Below are 14,340 nucleotides of genomic sequence, written 5' to 3'. Positions count from 1 at the left end.
CCAGCTATAACGTCACTAGGACAGGGGTTTACTTTGAACGCTGGATGAGTGCCGTGAAAAGCGGGCGGCTGCAGCTGATATCTTGCATTAAGCGCTTATGACATCGCAGGATTACTGCCGGGCGAACCGTCCGAAGGCTCCACCCGAAAAGCACAGCGGATCACCATCACGATGGGCAGCGCGCAACACCTCGCCGACGATGATAGTGTGATCGCCCGCATCATGCGCCGCCGCCTGCCTGCACTCAAAACGGGCCAGCGTTCCGGGGATGACCGGTACACCTTCATCGTTCAATTCCCATTCAAGATCATCGAAAGCACGGCCGTTGCGGGTGAAGCGGGCGCTCAGCACGTCCTGATCGGCGCTCAGCACATGAATGGCGAAATGGGTCGCGCCGCTGAAGGCCTGATAACGCGACGAGCTTTTCGCAGGTGACCACAGCACCAACGGCGGATCGAGCGAGACGGATGCGAAGCTGTTGACCGTCATGCCGATCGGGCCTTCCGGGGTCGTGGCTGTTACCACCGTAACACCTGTCGTGAAAGCGCCGAGCGCATTGCGAAAGCTGCGGCTGTTTTCGCCGCCGGGAACGAATACATGTTCATTGGGCATTTTGATTGCCTCTGCAACTGTCATCACGCCACCTCTTTTCCAATCGCAAGGGTGTAGAGTTCAAACCATGTCTGGCGGTCCATCGTCACGCGAAGCGCATCGGCAGCGGTTTTGATGCGTTCGAGATTGTTGGTGCCAAGCACCGGAACGATCTTTGCCGGATGGCGCAGCAGCCAGGCGATCGCGACGGCCGTCGCGTCGACGCCCTGTTCCTTGCCGACGCGCTGCAGGGCAGCCATGGTACCGCCATGCGCGCCTGAGAACAGCGAACCGCCACCGAGCGGCGACCAGGCCATGGGCGAAATGCGCTTTTCCTGCAGGTAGGCGAGATCGCCATTCGTGAAGGAATCGGTGGCAAGCAGGCTCATTTCGATCTGGTTCGTCACCAGCCGGTTGCTCATGGCCGATTGCAGCAGCGAAAAATCCCACGGGCGGAAATTGGAGACACCAACCGCCTTGACCTTGCCCGACGCCACCAAGGCATCAAGTGCCTTGCCGGTTTCTTCCGCGTCGATCAGCGGGTCGGGGCGGTGAATGAGCAGCAGATCGACGTGATCCGTTCCCATGTCGCGCAGCGACGCTTCCACCGACGCGTTGATGTGGACCGCGGTCGTGTCGTAATGCTTGACGCGGGCGGCAGCATGACGGCCGGCCGGGGCGACGATGCCGCATTTGGTGACGATTTCGATTTTGTCGCGCAGTCCTGGCGCGGCTTTCAATCCGGCGCCAAGAATGGCTTCTGCCGTGTATCCGCCATAGATATCGGCCTGATCCATCGTTGTGATGCCCTGTGCGAGGCAGGCCTCGATCTTCGCCTGTACATGCGCCGGCGAGGTGTCTACATCGTCACCAATGCGCCACATGCCGTAAACGATGCGGCTGAGTTCGAGTGTGTCAGAAAGAGCGATACGTTCCATCAGTGGCGTTCCCCATTGCCGAGCGGCGTCGCTGGCGTTTCAGAAGGCACCCGGCCATAGGCATGCGGCAGGGAGCAGGTTTTCATCTGCGGCAACACCTTGGTGCCGAAATGTTCCGCCTCGTCGAGATGCGGATAACCGGACAGGATGAAGGCGCGGATACCCATCTTCTGGTAATCCTCCAGCGCCGAAAGAACCTGATCCGTCGAGCCGACAAGTGCTGCACCGCAGCCGGAGCGCGCCCGGCCGATGCCGGTCCACAGATTGGGTTCGACATAACCGAACTTGTCAGCGAGTTCACGGGCCCGTGCCTGATGCGACACGCCAAGTGAACCGCTATCGTGGGCGCGGTTGCGGATCAGCTGGCCATATTCATCATCGAGCTTGGAGACCAGATGTTCGGCATATTCGCGGGCTTCCTTTTCAGTATCGCGCACCACCATATGGACGCGCAGACCATAATCCAGCGTGCGGCCATGGGCGGAAGCGCGCTCGTTGGCGGCGCGCATGCGGTCCGCCAGCTGGTCCTTCGTCTCCGGCCACATCAGATAGACGTCGCATTGTGCGCCACAGAGCTCAAGGGCATCCGGAGAATAACCGCCGAAATAAAGAAGCGGGCCTCCATTCTGCTGGTAGGGTCTCGCCGGCTCGGTCGATACGCCCTTGAACTGGTAGATTTCGCCGTCGTGGTCGATGGTGTCGCGGGTCCAGGCCTGCCGCAAAATCTCGACGACCTCGTGGCTGCGCTTGTAACGAAAGGCGCTGTCGGCGACTTCGCCCGGGAAGTCCGAGCTGATGACATTGAGGGTCAGGCGGCCTTTCAGCATGTGGTCGAGCGTGGCAACCGTACGCGCCAGCATGATCGGCTGCATTTCGCCACAGCGGATAGCGGCAAGGAAATTGATACGGTCGCTGATCGGCGCACAGCCGGCGACAAAGCTCAGCGTATCCTGCCCCACCTGATAGGACGACGGGCAGAGAATGTTGCGGAAGCCAAGTTCCTCAGCTTTTTTGACGATATCCGAGCAATGTTCGAAGCTGGAACGCAGGCTTCCATCCGGCACGCCGAGATAGGCGTAATCATCGGAACACAAAGCGGAAAACCAGGAGACCTCGGCAGCATCGAGATCAGCGGATGTAACGGGTACGACGGTCATGCAATTCCTCCTCAGGGCCGCTCTCGTTGTTCTTGCATAACATCAAGAAATATGTAAATCAATGATGTATCAATTTTTGTTTCGGGTGGAGGAAACGGCATATGAGACACACTGGTGGCAGTTTGCCCATGTATCTGCAGATCGCCGAAATGCTGGTGCGCGAGGTGTCAGCAGGGCGGCTGATCGACGGCGAGAAGCTTGCGCCGGAGCGCGATATGGCTGCCGATCTCGGCATCGCCGTCGGTACGCTACGCAAGGCGCTCGCCGAATTGCAGGAGCGCGGCCTTCTGGAGCGCGTACAGGGTTCCGGCAACTACATCCGCGCGGTCAGCGATCCGCAAAGCGTCTACGCTTTCTTCCGGCTTGAACTGATCGAGGGCGGCGGCCTGCCGACAGCGGAGGTTCTGGATGTGACCCGGCTAGCGAAGCCCGTCGATCTGCCCGCTTTTGGCACCTCCTCCGAAGGACACAGGATTCGTCGTCTGCGGCGCATTGCCGGCAAACCGGCCGCCATCGAGGAAATCTGGCTTGATGGTTCCTATGTTGACACGATCACCATCGAAAATATGTCGGAATCTCTCTACCTCTATTACCGCACTCGCCTCAACCTCTGGATATCGAAGGCGGAGGATCGCGTCGATCTCGGCGAAGTGCCCGAATGGACGCCCGAAGCGTTCGGCCAGAAAGCAGGCGCATCCGTGCCCCGCGTCCTGCGTCTCAGCCAGGCGCAGGATGGTGCAGTGGCAGAAGTTTCCTGGACCTGGTTTGACCACACCGTGGCGCGCTACGTTTCTCGCATACGTTGAGTCTGCGCAAAATTCGCGTGATCTACAGGAGTGACGGAATTTGACGGCAGGCAAGCCAACCACTAGCCGCCAGCGGGCGATTTTGCGGATATATTTCTTTTAATCAATGACTTAGTAGTTTTTGATTTCTGTCAGAAATAAAATTGATACACTATTGATTTCCTTTTTGTGAAAGGTAATATCACGACCTCAGGGAGACAGGCGTTTCGCCACCCCACGTTACTGCCAGACAATCGGGCTCGATTTTCGAAGATGCAGTACGGGGAACTTGAAGGTTGATCCCGGCTATTGCGTCCATTGAAATTTCGGGCGTGCCGGTCGTGAGGAGGAAAATATGGCTTCAGTCAGCCTGCGCAAGCTGGACAAGAGTTACGGTGCGCTTCGCATCGTCAAGGGCATCGACCTTGAAATCAACGATGGCGAATTCGTCGTATTTGTCGGCCCTTCCGGCTGCGGCAAATCAACGACGTTGCGCATGGTCGCAGGGCTGGAGAGCATTACTGGCGGCGAGGTGAAGATCGGCGACCGTGTCGTCAACCGGCTGCCGCCGCGCGAGCGCGACATCGCCATGGTGTTTCAGGACTATGCGCTCTATCCGCACAAGACGGTGCGCGAAAACATGGGCTTCAGCCTGAAGGTGCGTGGCGTCAGCGCCTCGCAGGCCAATGCCAGCATCGATGAGGCGGCAAAGATGCTAGGCATCGAGCATCTTCTCGATCGGCGGCCTGGACAGCTTTCCGGCGGCCAGCGCCAGCGTGTTGCCATGGGGCGCGCCATCGTGCGCCGCCCGCAGGTATTTCTGTTCGATGAGCCGCTTTCCAACCTCGACGCTAAACTCCGCGGACAGGTACGCACGGAAATCAAGCGCCTGCACCAGCAGCTCGGCACCACCATCATCTATGTCACCCATGACCAGGTGGAGGCGATGACGCTGGCGGACCGCATCGTCATCCTGCGCGGCGGCGATATCGAACAGGTCGGCACGCCAGATGAGGTTTATAACCGCCCGGAAAGCGTGTTCGTCGGCGGTTTCGTCGGTGCGCCCGCGATGAATTTTGCCCGCGCCAGGGTCAATGGTGACCGGCTGACATTTTCCGACGGCAATTCCCTGCCGATGGCGGCTATCCGGCCATCACGCGAAACGGGGCTGGAAGGACGCGACGTCATCGTTGGCATCCGCCCGGAACATTTCGGCCCCGCCGAAGGCTTCGGCAGCCAGCTTGCCGTGAAGGTGCAGGTTGTGGAACCGCTGGGCTCGGACACGCTCGTCCATTTCAGCCTCGGCGACGCGGCGCTGACCGCACGAATGCCGCCGCAGCTTCGGCCAACGCCGAACGAGGAACTGCGGATCGGAGTCGATCCGTCCAAGGTCCATCTTTTCGACGCAACAACGGAGCGCTCGATCCACTGATTGCCGTGCAAAATGCCACGGCCAAGGGTTAATAACGGGAGGAACATATGACACTTAAATCTACCAGGGGCAAAGCCTTCATGGGCGCTGCGCTCTGCGCAACCGTGCTCGCTTTTTCAGGTCAGGCCTTTGCCGATGCCGAATTGAAGATCTTCGTTTCCAGCCAGCATCAACCGGATGTCTGGCGCAAGGCGCTCGATCAATATGAGGCGAAGACGCCGGGCGTGAAGGTGGTCATCGAGACCGGCGGCAACACCTCGGAAATGCAGGCGCAATATCTCAACACCGTGATGTCGGCCAAGGATTCGAGCCTCGACGTATTGATGCTCGACGTCATCCGTCCCGCGCAATTTGCAACAGCCGGCTGGACCAGCGATTTTGCCGGCAAGGACATGTCCGCCTATCTGCCGACCTATGCCGAAGCCAATACGGTGGATGGCAAGATCGTGGCGTTGCCAGCCTTCGCCGACTCCATGTTCCTCTATTACCGCAAGGACCTGCTGGATAAATACGGCATCAAGCCGCCGACCACCTGGGACGAGCTGAAGGAAGCGTCCAAGAAGGTCATGGAAGGCGAAAAGAACCCGGAGCTTCAGGGCCTGTCCTTCCAGGGCAAGGCGATCGAAGGCGCGGTCTGCACCTTCCTCCTGCCCTACTGGAGCGAAGGCAAGTCGCTGGTTGAAAACGGCAAGCTGAACTTCGACAATAAGGCGGCGGTGGATTCGCTGAAGCTCTGGAAGAGTTTTGTCGACGAAGGCATTTCCAAGAAGAACATTTCGGAGGTGGCGACCGACGACACCCGCAAGGAATTCCAGGCCGGCAAGGTCCTCTTTGCCGTCAACTGGTCCTATGCCTGGACCCATTTCCAGGGCAAGGAATCGCAGGTGAACGACAAGGTCGGCGTCGCCCGCCTTCCCGCCGTCAAAGGTGGTGAGCAGACGACCTGCCTCGGCGGCTGGGAATTCGGCGTGTCCGCCTATTCCAAGCAGCAGGATGAAGCCAAGAAGCTTGTCGAATATCTCTCCAGTCAGGATGTCTCGAAGTTCATGGCCATCAATGCAGCGCTCCTGCCCACCTACGCCGCTCTCTACAAGGATGCCGACGTGACCAAGGCAATCCCGTGGTTCGCGGATGCCCTGCCGGTCGTCGAAACAGCAAAGGCCCGTCCGGTGACGCCGCGCTACAACGAGGTCAGCGAGACCATTCGCACCACGGTCAACGGTGTGCTCGCCGGCGTCATGACGCCGGAGGATGGCGCAAAGCAGATGGAAAGTCGTCTGCGGCGCGTTCTGCGATAAGCTTCGGGCCGGAAGGCGGCGTGTGCACCGCCCCCCTTCCGGCCGTTTCGACTGACAGGATGAAAGGCGCCTCAAGGGCGCGAAACGGGCCGGACATAAACCGGTCCGACCGGGAGACGATGACGTGAATCCAGTTGCGGGAGTGGCAGACGTGACAATGCCGGAAAGAACCATGGTTCGGGTGGACGAGAAACCGCAGCCGCGCTGGACGCGGTGGCTCGATCTCGGCGACCGGTCGCTGGCCGTGCTGCTACTCGCACCGGCGGCGATCCTGCTTTCGCTCATCATCGTTTATCCGGTGGCGCGGCTCGTCTATACGAGCTTCTTCAGCCTGTCGCTGACCTCGGGCCTGCCGGCGGAATTCATCGGCTTTGAAAATTACACGGCAATGTTCGACGATCCGATTTTCTGGGAAACGACCTGGAATACGGTGCTGATAACGCTGATCACCGTGCCCGGCGCACTGTTCATGGGCCTTGGCCTCGCATTGCTCGCCAACCTGCCTTTCTCCATGCAGTGGCCAATGCGGCTTTCCCTTCTCATCCCCTGGGCGCTGCCGCTCTCCTTTGCAGGTCTCATCTTCGCGTGGTTCTTTCATTATGAATATGGTGTGGTCAACGACGTGCTGAACCGGCTGGGCTTTGAAGGCATCATCTGGTTCAACTCGCCGAACTGGGCCTTTGCCGCCATCTGCCTGACGATCATCTGGAAGACCTCCTCCTTCATGGCGCTCATGATCCTCGCCGGGTTGCAGACCATCCCGCGCTCGCTTTACGAGGCAGCGGATGTGGATGGCGCTGGCAGGATCAGGCAGTTCTTCGAAATCACCCTGCCGCTTCTGAAGCCATCGATTATCGTCGCCCTCATCTTCCGCACGATCACGGCGCTACAGACCTTTGATATTCCATACATGATGACCAGCGGCGGCCCCGGCACATCCACCACGACGCTTGCCATGTATATCCACCAGAACACCGTCTCCTTCCTCGATCTCGGTTACGGTTCGGCCTTAGCGGTCATGATGTTTGCGCTTTCCATGTGCGTCACCGCCGTTTACCTCCGTATCATCAGGACGAAGGACTGATCCCATGAGCAACGTTGCCACCTCTTCCGGTCTGTCCTCTTTCTTCTCGGGCAAGCCGCTGCGCTTCATCGCGGCCTCCATTCTTCTGATAAACGGCCTTTTCCCGGCTATCTGGATCCTCTTCACCTCGCTGAAAACCGAGGCGGAGCTGACTGTCAAGCCGATCACCTGGTTTCCGCACGCGCCGACACTTGCGAACTACGTGCAGGCCTTTTCGGATCAGCCGCTGCACCTCTTCCTGTTCAACAGCTTCATGGTGGCGCTGCTTTCAACGGCACTGACGATCCTGATTTCGGTGCTCGCGGCTTACGCGCTGGCGCGGCTGAACCTTAAATACCGGGCGCTTATCCTGTCGCTCATCATCGCCGTTTCCACCTTTCCGCTGGTGACGCTGCTTGTGCCGCTGTTCGAAATCATGCGGGCGCTCAATCTGCTCAACAGCTGGACGGCGCTGATCCTGCCCTACACGGTGCTGTCGCTGCCGGTCTGCACCTTGATGCTGGTCTCCTTCTTCGAAAGTATTCCGCGCGATCTCGAAAACGCTGCCATGATCGATGGCTGCACCCGCATCGGCGCACTGTTCAAGGTCGTCGTGCCGCTTTGCGCGCCTGGTGTTTTCACCGCAGGCATCCTTGCCTTCGTGAATGCCTGGGACGAGTTCCTGCTGGCGCTTTCCTTCAATTCCAACCCTGCGCTACGCACACTGCCCGTTGGCATCCAGCTTTATCAGGGGGAGTTCGCTTTCCCCTGGCCGGTCATTTCGGCAGCGTTGGTGGTCGGTATCGTGCCGGTCGCGATCCTCATCGTCATCTTCCAGGAACGGGTTGTCTCTGGCCTCACCGCCGGTGGTCTCAAGGGCTAAAAGGTTAAGTCATGCATTTCGAAAAGACCCACGATGGATTTACGCTTGCGATCGGTAACCGCACCATCCTTTCCCATTCGCCCGACGAGCCGGCCCTATTCGCCGGTTTCGGCAAAGAGCGGATGGATATGTATCGCGGCAATTTCGATATCGAAGACTACGTCATCGAACGAACCGCCCTGCGCCACGCCGAGGTGAGCGGCGACAGCGTCACGCTTTCCTCCGCACCGGGACAGACCCCTCGCCTTCGCCTGACACTCGAAAGCAATGCCATCCTGCTGACAGCGCTGGACAAGACCATCAACCGTCTCTGGCTGCGCGTCTTTGCGGAAACGGACGAGCATGTCTGGGGCGGCGGCGAGCAGATGTCCTATTTCGACATGCGCGGCCGGCGCTTTCCGCTCTGGACCTCCGAGCCCGGCGTTGGCCGCGACAAGACCACCGAAATCACCTTCAAGTCTGACGTCAACGGCAAGGCAGGCGGTGATTATTACAACACCAACTATCCGCAGCCGACCTATCTCTCGTCGCGTAGATACGCGCTGCATGTGGAAACGAGCGCCTATTCGGTCTTCGATTTCCGCAATGGCGATTTCCACGAGATCGAAATCTGGGCCATCCCGGAGAAGATCGAATTTTTGGCCGGCGACAGTTTCACCGATATCGTCTCCGCGCTGTCCCTACGGTTTGGACGGCAGCCGCAAATGCCGGAATGGATATATAATGGCGCGATCATTGGATTAAAGGATGGCGTCAATTCGTTTGCGCGGCTGGAGAAAATCCGCGCAGCAGGAACGCAGGTGTCGGGCCTGTGGTGTGAGGACTGGGTGGGGCTTCGCCAGACATCCTTCGGCGCACGCCTGTTCTGGGACTGGCAGGCGAACGAAACCCGTTATCCGCATCTGCGCCAGAAGATCGCCGAGCTTGCCGATCAGGGTATCCGTTTTCTGGGGTACGTGAACCCCTATCTCTGCGTTGACGGCCCGCTTTTCCCGGTGGCCGAACAGGCCGGTTATTTCGCAACGGATGCGGAAGGGAAAACGGCGCTGGTGGATTTCGGCGAGTTCGATTGCGGCGTGGTCGATTTCACCAATCCGGCTGCCGCCGACTGGTTTGCCGAAGAAATCATCGGCAAGAACATGCTGGATTTCGGCCTTTCCGGGTGGATGGCTGATTTCGGCGAATATCTTCCGATCGATATAACGCTCTTCAACGGTGTCGACGCTAAGCTGATGCACAATGCATGGCCCACCCTGTGGGCCGAGGTCAATGCAAAAGCCGTCGAAAGCCGCGACAAGACCGGCGAAACGCTGTTCTTCATGCGCGCAGGCTTCACCGGAGTGCAGGCCCATTGCCCCCTCATCTGGGGCGGTGACCAGTCGGTCGACTTCTCCCGTCATGATGGGCTTGTCACCGTCATTTGCGGCGCGCTTTCATCCGGCCTCATGGGCAATGCCTATCACCATTCCGACATCGGCGGTTACACCAGCCTGTTCGGCAATGTCCGCACCGCGGAACTCATCATGCGCTGGACGGAGATGGCCGCCTTCACGCCTGTCATGCGCACCCATGAGGGCAACCGCCCGCGTGACAATCTGCAGATCGATCAGGATGAAGCGGTTCTCGCCCATTTCGCCCGCATGACGACAGTCTATGTCGCGCTTGCCCCCTATCTGAAATCGCTCTCCGCCGAAGCGGCCAGGACGGGGCTTCCGGTGCAACGCCCGCTTTTCCTGCATTACGAGAATGACCGGCAGACTTACGCCATTCAGGACAGCTATCTCTATGGCCCCGACATGCTGGTGGCCCCTGTCTGGAAAGCGGGAGAAGCGCAACGCACTCTCTATCTTCCGGGCGATGGCCAGTGGGTACATCTGTGGAGCGGCGTGCATCATCGCGGTGGAAACGAGGTTACCGTGGAAGCACCACTCGGCCGGCCCGCGGTTTTCTACCGCGCCGATAGTGGCAACGTCACCCTGTTTGAACAGCTCCGCACCATCTGAGCCGTTGACAGCCAGCTAAAAAAACGACAGTTTCCGACCCATTCCGAGGGGAGCACCAGACGGTGCTGAGATGGCGTTGAGCCGGACCCTTGAACCTGATCCGGATCATGCCGGCGTAGGAACGGAAACTGTCGCGCCTTTGAGGCGCTGCCCTTTCTCTTCTCCGCTTTGTCCTGATCTCCGCGATTGTCACGTGTGGAGACCGAATGATGATGCTGAAAGTTTTTGTCCGTCGCACCCGGTGCGTCTGCGTCTGAGGTTCGGCTCATGCGTGCCGCCCATGCGTTGAACGGTGTCGGTCTCCTGCTTGTTCTCTGGCAGGCAGGCACATGGCTGTTCTCCCCACCCCGTTATATCCTGCCGGCGCCGGCCGATGTCGCCGCGGCCTTCCTGCGCCACCCCGGTTTCCTGTTGGGGCAGGCCATGGTTACATTTCTCGAAATGGCCGTTGGACTGACGGCCGGCGTCCTGGTCGGTATTCTCGTGGCTTTCTCCATCGCGGCAATCCCCCGTCTCGGTCGCCTCGTCTGGCCGATGGTTCTGGTTTTGCAGGCCTTTCCGGTCTTCGTGCTGGCGCCCATCCTCGTCCTCTGGTTCGGCTTCGGCATGGCCTCGAAAGCGGTGATGACAGCGATCATCATCTTCTTTCCCGTCGCCTCCTCCTTCACCGATGGCCTCAACCGGACGGATCGCGCCATTCTCGATGCCGCCTCGCTGACGCAGGCAAGCCACTGGCAGGTTCTCACCCGGTTGCGCGTGCCACTGGCACTGCCTTCGCTTATCTCCGGGCTGCGGGTGGCCGCACCCCTCGCACCGCTGGGCGCTGTCATTGGCGAATGGGTTGGCGCATCGGCAGGGCTTGGATTCGTGATGATCCAGTCAAACGCCCGCATGCAGACCGACACGATGTTCGCCGCCATGGCGATACTCGCCATCATGGCGGTGCTGCTGCGACTGGCGGTGGATCGCGCCACCGCCCATCTGGCGCCCTGGGCCAGGGAAACAGAACACACCATTCCTTTCGGGTATTTACGGAGACTTTCAGCATCATGAAGCGAACTCTTCTTTCTTTCGTCGTCGCGGCGACAAGCATATTTGCCCCCGTTCAGTCACAGGCGGCCGACAGGCTTACGGTATTGCTGGAATGGTTCGTGAACCCCGACCATGCGCCGATGGTCATCGCGAAAGAGCGGGGCCTTTTTGCGGATGCGGGGCTCGAAGTTGAACTTGTTCCTCCGGCAGATCCTTCCGCCGTTCCGCGCCTCGTTTCGGCAAAACAGGCCGATATCGGCGTGCACTACCAGCCCAACCTCTATCTCGACCACGATGCCGGCCTGCCGCTCGTCCGTTTCGGCACACTGGTCGAAACGCCGCTAAACACCGTCACCGTGCTGGCTGACGGACCGATCAAAAGCCTGAAGGACCTGAAGGGCAGGAAAGTCGGTTTTTCCGTATCCGGCTTCGAGGATGCCATGTTGAAGCGCATGCTGGAAAAGGACGGTCTGACGAAAGACGATGTGGAACTCATCAACGTCAATTTCTCCCTGTCGCCATCGCTCATCGCCGGCAAGGTGGACGCCACGCTCGGCGGTTTCCGCAATTTCGAACTGACGCAGATGAAGCTCGAGGGCCACGAAGGCCGATCCTTCTTTCCCGAGGAACATGGTGTTCCGGCCTATGACGAGCTGATCTTCGTCACCCATCGCGATCTCGCAACAGACAGCCGCCTGCCGCGTTTCCTCTCCGCCGTGGAACAGGCCGCTATTTTCATCACCAATCACCCGCAGGAATCCTGGCAGCTTTTCATCAAGGCCTATCCCAATCTCGATGACGCACTGAATAAGCAGGCTTTCTTCGACACAGTGCCGCGTTTTGCCAAGCGCCCTGCCGCACTCGACCGCGCCCGCTATGCGCGTTTTGGCGCCTTCATGCAGGAAATGCAGCTCATCAAGCAGGCGCCGGCGGCGGACGAAGTCGCCGTGGAGCTACAGCAGCCATGACAATCCCTTTCCCCACGACCACGCAGGCCGCCGAAATCCTTGAAAAAGTCAGGCAAGCGCGTCCGCGCGTACATTGCCTTATGAATACCGTGGTGCAAAAATTCACCGCCGACGGGATTACCGGTGTCGGCGGCATTCCCTCCATGACCACGTCGCTGGAGGAAATCGAAAGCTTCGTTACCAAGGCGGATGCGCTGACCATCAATCTCGGCACGCTGGATGCGGAACGGCGCAAGGTTATCCTGCTGGCAGTGAAGATCGCCAACGCCTCAGGCAAGCCCTGGATCGTCGACCCCGTGCATTGTGACTATTCTCCATCCCGGCTGGCCTTCGCGCGTGAGCTCATCACTCTCTCTCCCGCGATCGTGCGTGGCAACCGTGCAGAAATGAGACTGATCGGCGAGGTGCCAGATGCAATCAGGATCGAAACCGGGCCGGTCGATCACCTGAGCGACGCGACGCGACGCGTCAGGATCGTAAACGGCCATCCCTGGATGGCTAAGGTAACGGGTACGGGCTGCCTCTCGGGGGGCGTCATCGCTGCTTTCATGGCCGTGGAACGGGATGCTTTGGCAGCGGCGGCGTCCGCCCTTGCCGTCACCGGCGTCTCCGCCGAACTGGCCGCGTCCTGTGCCAGAGGTCCCGGCACGTTCGAACCGGCATTCCTGGACGCGCTTTCGGCGATTACCGGCGAGGATATCATCAATCATGCGAGGATCGAGAATGAACAAGGTTGATTACCGCCTCAACGCGCTTGTGGATGGGAGCCTCGGCGATGTCGCGCCTCTCTTTGAGCTTGCTCTGGCGGCTGCACTTAATGGCGCGACCATCCTGCAATATCGCGACAAGCACGGCTCGACACGGGAGATGATCGAAAACGCCCGCGCCATCCACGAGGCCATCGCCGGCACCGGCGTGCCGCTCGTCATCAATGACCGGGTGGATGTTGCGCTCGCCTCGGGCGCAGATGGAGTGCATCTTGGCGCCGACGATATGGACGCCAGAACCGCTCGGCGCATTCTTGGCGATAAGGCGATCATCGGCCTCACGGTCAAGAACCGCGCCGACGCCGAGCGGGCAGCCTCCATGCCCGCCGATTACGCCTGCATCGGCGGCGTGTTCGACACAGTTTCAAAGGTCAACCCGGACAAGCCTGTGGGTATCGATGGATTTTCGACACTCCGCGGCCTGCTGAGGGAATGGCGGCCGGACATGCCGGTGGGCGCCATCGCCGGCATCGATCTCTCCCGCGTCCCCTCTGTCATTGCCGCCGGTGCGGATGGAGTCGCGGTGATCTCCGCCATCTTCCGCGCGGCAGATATTGCCAGCGCGACCAAGGAGTTCCGTTCCGCAATCGATGCCACTCTGAAAGCGAGACAGCCATGACATCAATTGCGTTGACCATTGCCGGATCCGACAGCGGCGGCGGTGCGGGCATACAGGCCGACCTCAAGACATTCTCCGCGCTTGGCGCCTATGGCGCCAGCGTCATCACCGCCATCACCGCACAGAACACCAGAGGCGTAACTGCGGTCGAGGATATTTCGGTGGCCACCATCATCGCGCAGATGGATGCGGTGTTTTCCGATCTCACCGTCAATGCGGTGAAGATCGGCATGGTTTCCCGTATCGAAACCATTGCAGCCATAGCGGAACGGCTCCGGCGGCAATCGCAGCCCGTGGTGCTGGATCCAGTCATGGTGGCGACGTCAGGCGACCGTTTGCTGCAAGAGGACGCCATCGAGACATTGCGGCGCGAGCTTCTGCCAATCGCGACCGTCGTTACGCCGAACCTGCCGGAAGCGGCGCTTTTAACCGGCACGCCGATAGCGGAGACGGAAACGGACATCAATCATCAGGCCGCGGCGATCCTGAAAGCGGGCGCAAAAGCGGTGCTCATCAAGGGCGGACATGGTGCGGGGCCTGAGAGCACGGATTATCTGTTTGCAGATGGCACCATGCAGGCGCTTTCCGCTGCGCGCGTAGAGACGAAGAACGATCACGGCACCGGCTGCACGCTGGCGGCGGCGATCACGGCGCATCTTGCGAGGGGAAGCGAGTTGCTGGAGGCCGTGGAGCTGGCGAAAGATTATTTGAATGGGGCGCTTGATGCTGGGCGGAGCCTTGCCGTTGGACATGGGCGGGGGCCGGTGCATCATTTTTATCGGTGGTGGGGGTGAAGCCCCACAC

General features: G+C 59.8%; 14 protein-coding genes and 1 riboswitch. Of the genes, 11 read left to right on the top strand and 3 right to left on the bottom strand.

Annotated elements, in window-relative coordinates:
* Window positions 1-111: 111 nt before the first annotated feature.
* Genes smoA through ACZ47E_RS17130 form a run of 3 tightly spaced genes read right to left on the bottom strand, consistent with a single transcriptional unit; the run spans window position 112 to window position 2,686 of the window.
* A complete protein-coding gene (smoA, locus tag ACZ47E_RS17140; RefSeq protein ID WP_006698538.1) occupies window positions 112-636 on the bottom strand; it encodes an NADH-dependent FMN reductase SmoA in 525 nt (174 codons plus the stop codon).
* Window positions 636-1,529, bottom strand: a complete 894-nt coding sequence (locus ACZ47E_RS17135) for an aldo/keto reductase (RefSeq protein ID WP_006698539.1) — start codon at window positions 1,527-1,529, stop codon at window positions 636-638. The genes smoA and ACZ47E_RS17135 overlap by 1 nt, the downstream gene beginning before the upstream one ends.
* Window positions 1,529-2,686 carry an LLM class flavin-dependent oxidoreductase gene (locus ACZ47E_RS17130; RefSeq protein ID WP_004438724.1) on the bottom strand — a complete coding sequence of 386 codons (1,158 nt, stop codon included), beginning with the start codon at window positions 2,684-2,686 and terminating at the stop codon, window positions 1,529-1,531. Before ACZ47E_RS17130 ends, ACZ47E_RS17135 begins: the two co-directional genes overlap by 1 nt.
* A gap of 101 nt (window positions 2,687-2,787) precedes the next feature.
* Here ACZ47E_RS17130 and ACZ47E_RS17125 point away from each other — a divergent pair, with 101 nt between their 5' ends.
* From ACZ47E_RS17125 to thiD, 11 genes are all read left to right on the top strand, one after another.
* On the top strand, window positions 2,788-3,492 hold the full coding sequence (locus ACZ47E_RS17125) for a GntR family transcriptional regulator (RefSeq protein WP_022563683.1): 705 nt from the start codon (window positions 2,788-2,790) through the stop codon (window positions 3,490-3,492).
* Between the two features lie 334 nt (window positions 3,493-3,826).
* Window positions 3,827-4,903, top strand: a complete 1,077-nt coding sequence (locus ACZ47E_RS17120; protein ID WP_006698542.1) for an ABC transporter ATP-binding protein — start codon at window positions 3,827-3,829, stop codon at window positions 4,901-4,903.
* Window positions 4,904-4,950: 47 nt separating this feature from the next.
* Entirely contained in the window at window positions 4,951-6,201 is a 1,251-nt protein-coding gene (locus ACZ47E_RS17115) for an ABC transporter substrate-binding protein (RefSeq protein WP_022563682.1), read from the top strand.
* A gap of 172 nt (window positions 6,202-6,373) precedes the next feature.
* Complete coding sequence (locus tag ACZ47E_RS17110; RefSeq protein ID WP_162699264.1) at window positions 6,374-7,285, top strand: carbohydrate ABC transporter permease; 912 nt, start codon at window positions 6,374-6,376, stop codon at window positions 7,283-7,285.
* A 4-nt stretch (window positions 7,286-7,289) separates the two neighbouring features.
* Window positions 7,290-8,147: a carbohydrate ABC transporter permease gene (locus tag ACZ47E_RS17105; RefSeq protein WP_006698545.1), complete on the top strand. Its 858-nt coding sequence runs from the start codon at window positions 7,290-7,292 to the stop codon at window positions 8,145-8,147.
* A gap of 11 nt (window positions 8,148-8,158) precedes the next feature.
* Window positions 8,159-10,150, top strand: coding sequence for an alpha-glucosidase (locus ACZ47E_RS17100; protein ID WP_022563680.1), 1,992 nt, complete (start codon window positions 8,159-8,161; stop codon window positions 10,148-10,150).
* A gap of 36 nt (window positions 10,151-10,186) precedes the next feature.
* Window positions 10,187-10,289, top strand: a riboswitch (TPP riboswitch).
* Window positions 10,290-10,417: 128 nt separating this feature from the next.
* Window positions 10,418-11,203, top strand: coding sequence for an ABC transporter permease (locus ACZ47E_RS17095; protein ID WP_006698546.1), 786 nt, complete (start codon window positions 10,418-10,420; stop codon window positions 11,201-11,203).
* Window positions 11,200-12,150: an ABC transporter substrate-binding protein gene (locus tag ACZ47E_RS17090; RefSeq protein ID WP_108081219.1), complete on the top strand. Its 951-nt coding sequence runs from the start codon at window positions 11,200-11,202 to the stop codon at window positions 12,148-12,150. Before ACZ47E_RS17095 ends, ACZ47E_RS17090 begins: the two co-directional genes overlap by 4 nt.
* A complete protein-coding gene (locus tag ACZ47E_RS17085) occupies window positions 12,147-12,887 on the top strand; it encodes a hydroxyethylthiazole kinase (RefSeq protein ID WP_108081218.1) in 741 nt (246 codons plus the stop codon). Before ACZ47E_RS17090 ends, ACZ47E_RS17085 begins: the two co-directional genes overlap by 4 nt.
* Window positions 12,874-13,536, top strand: a complete 663-nt coding sequence (gene thiE / locus ACZ47E_RS17080) for a thiamine phosphate synthase (RefSeq protein ID WP_108081217.1) — start codon at window positions 12,874-12,876, stop codon at window positions 13,534-13,536. Before ACZ47E_RS17085 ends, thiE begins: the two co-directional genes overlap by 14 nt.
* Window positions 13,533-14,330 (top strand): bifunctional hydroxymethylpyrimidine kinase/phosphomethylpyrimidine kinase, encoded by a 798-nt coding sequence (gene thiD, locus ACZ47E_RS17075; RefSeq protein WP_006698550.1) that lies wholly within the window; start codon window positions 13,533-13,535, stop codon window positions 14,328-14,330. The genes thiE and thiD overlap by 4 nt, the downstream gene beginning before the upstream one ends.
* Window positions 14,331-14,340 lie beyond the last annotated feature (10 nt).

Source organism: Agrobacterium sp. 5Ca39 (assembly GCF_055382365.1).
Note: the sequence above shows the minus strand (reverse complement) of the source record. Positions and strands in the feature narration are given on the sequence as shown.

Coding starts and splice junctions, on each gene's coding strand:
- thiD (WP_006698550.1), top strand. CDS start 13,533: ATGACATCAATTGCGTTGACCATTGCCGGATCCGACAGCGGCGGCGGT.
- ACZ47E_RS17085 (WP_108081218.1), top strand. CDS start 12,147: ATGACAATCCCTTTCCCCACGACCACGCAGGCCGCCGAAATCCTTGAA.
- thiE (WP_108081217.1), top strand. CDS start 12,874: ATGAACAAGGTTGATTACCGCCTCAACGCGCTTGTGGATGGGAGCCTC.
- ACZ47E_RS17135 (WP_006698539.1), bottom strand. CDS start 1,529: ATGGAACGTATCGCTCTTTCTGACACACTCGAACTCAGCCGCATCGTT.
- ACZ47E_RS17120 (WP_006698542.1), top strand. CDS start 3,827: ATGGCTTCAGTCAGCCTGCGCAAGCTGGACAAGAGTTACGGTGCGCTT.
- ACZ47E_RS17125 (WP_022563683.1), top strand. CDS start 2,788: ATGAGACACACTGGTGGCAGTTTGCCCATGTATCTGCAGATCGCCGAA.
- ACZ47E_RS17130 (WP_004438724.1), bottom strand. CDS start 2,686: ATGACCGTCGTACCCGTTACATCCGCTGATCTCGATGCTGCCGAGGTC.
- ACZ47E_RS17100 (WP_022563680.1), top strand. CDS start 8,159: ATGCATTTCGAAAAGACCCACGATGGATTTACGCTTGCGATCGGTAAC.
- ACZ47E_RS17115 (WP_022563682.1), top strand. CDS start 4,951: ATGACACTTAAATCTACCAGGGGCAAAGCCTTCATGGGCGCTGCGCTC.
- ACZ47E_RS17095 (WP_006698546.1), top strand. CDS start 10,418: ATGCGTGCCGCCCATGCGTTGAACGGTGTCGGTCTCCTGCTTGTTCTC.
- ACZ47E_RS17110 (WP_162699264.1), top strand. CDS start 6,374: ATGGTTCGGGTGGACGAGAAACCGCAGCCGCGCTGGACGCGGTGGCTC.
- smoA (WP_006698538.1), bottom strand. CDS start 636: ATGACAGTTGCAGAGGCAATCAAAATGCCCAATGAACATGTATTCGTT.
- ACZ47E_RS17105 (WP_006698545.1), top strand. CDS start 7,290: ATGAGCAACGTTGCCACCTCTTCCGGTCTGTCCTCTTTCTTCTCGGGC.
- ACZ47E_RS17090 (WP_108081219.1), top strand. CDS start 11,200: ATGAAGCGAACTCTTCTTTCTTTCGTCGTCGCGGCGACAAGCATATTT.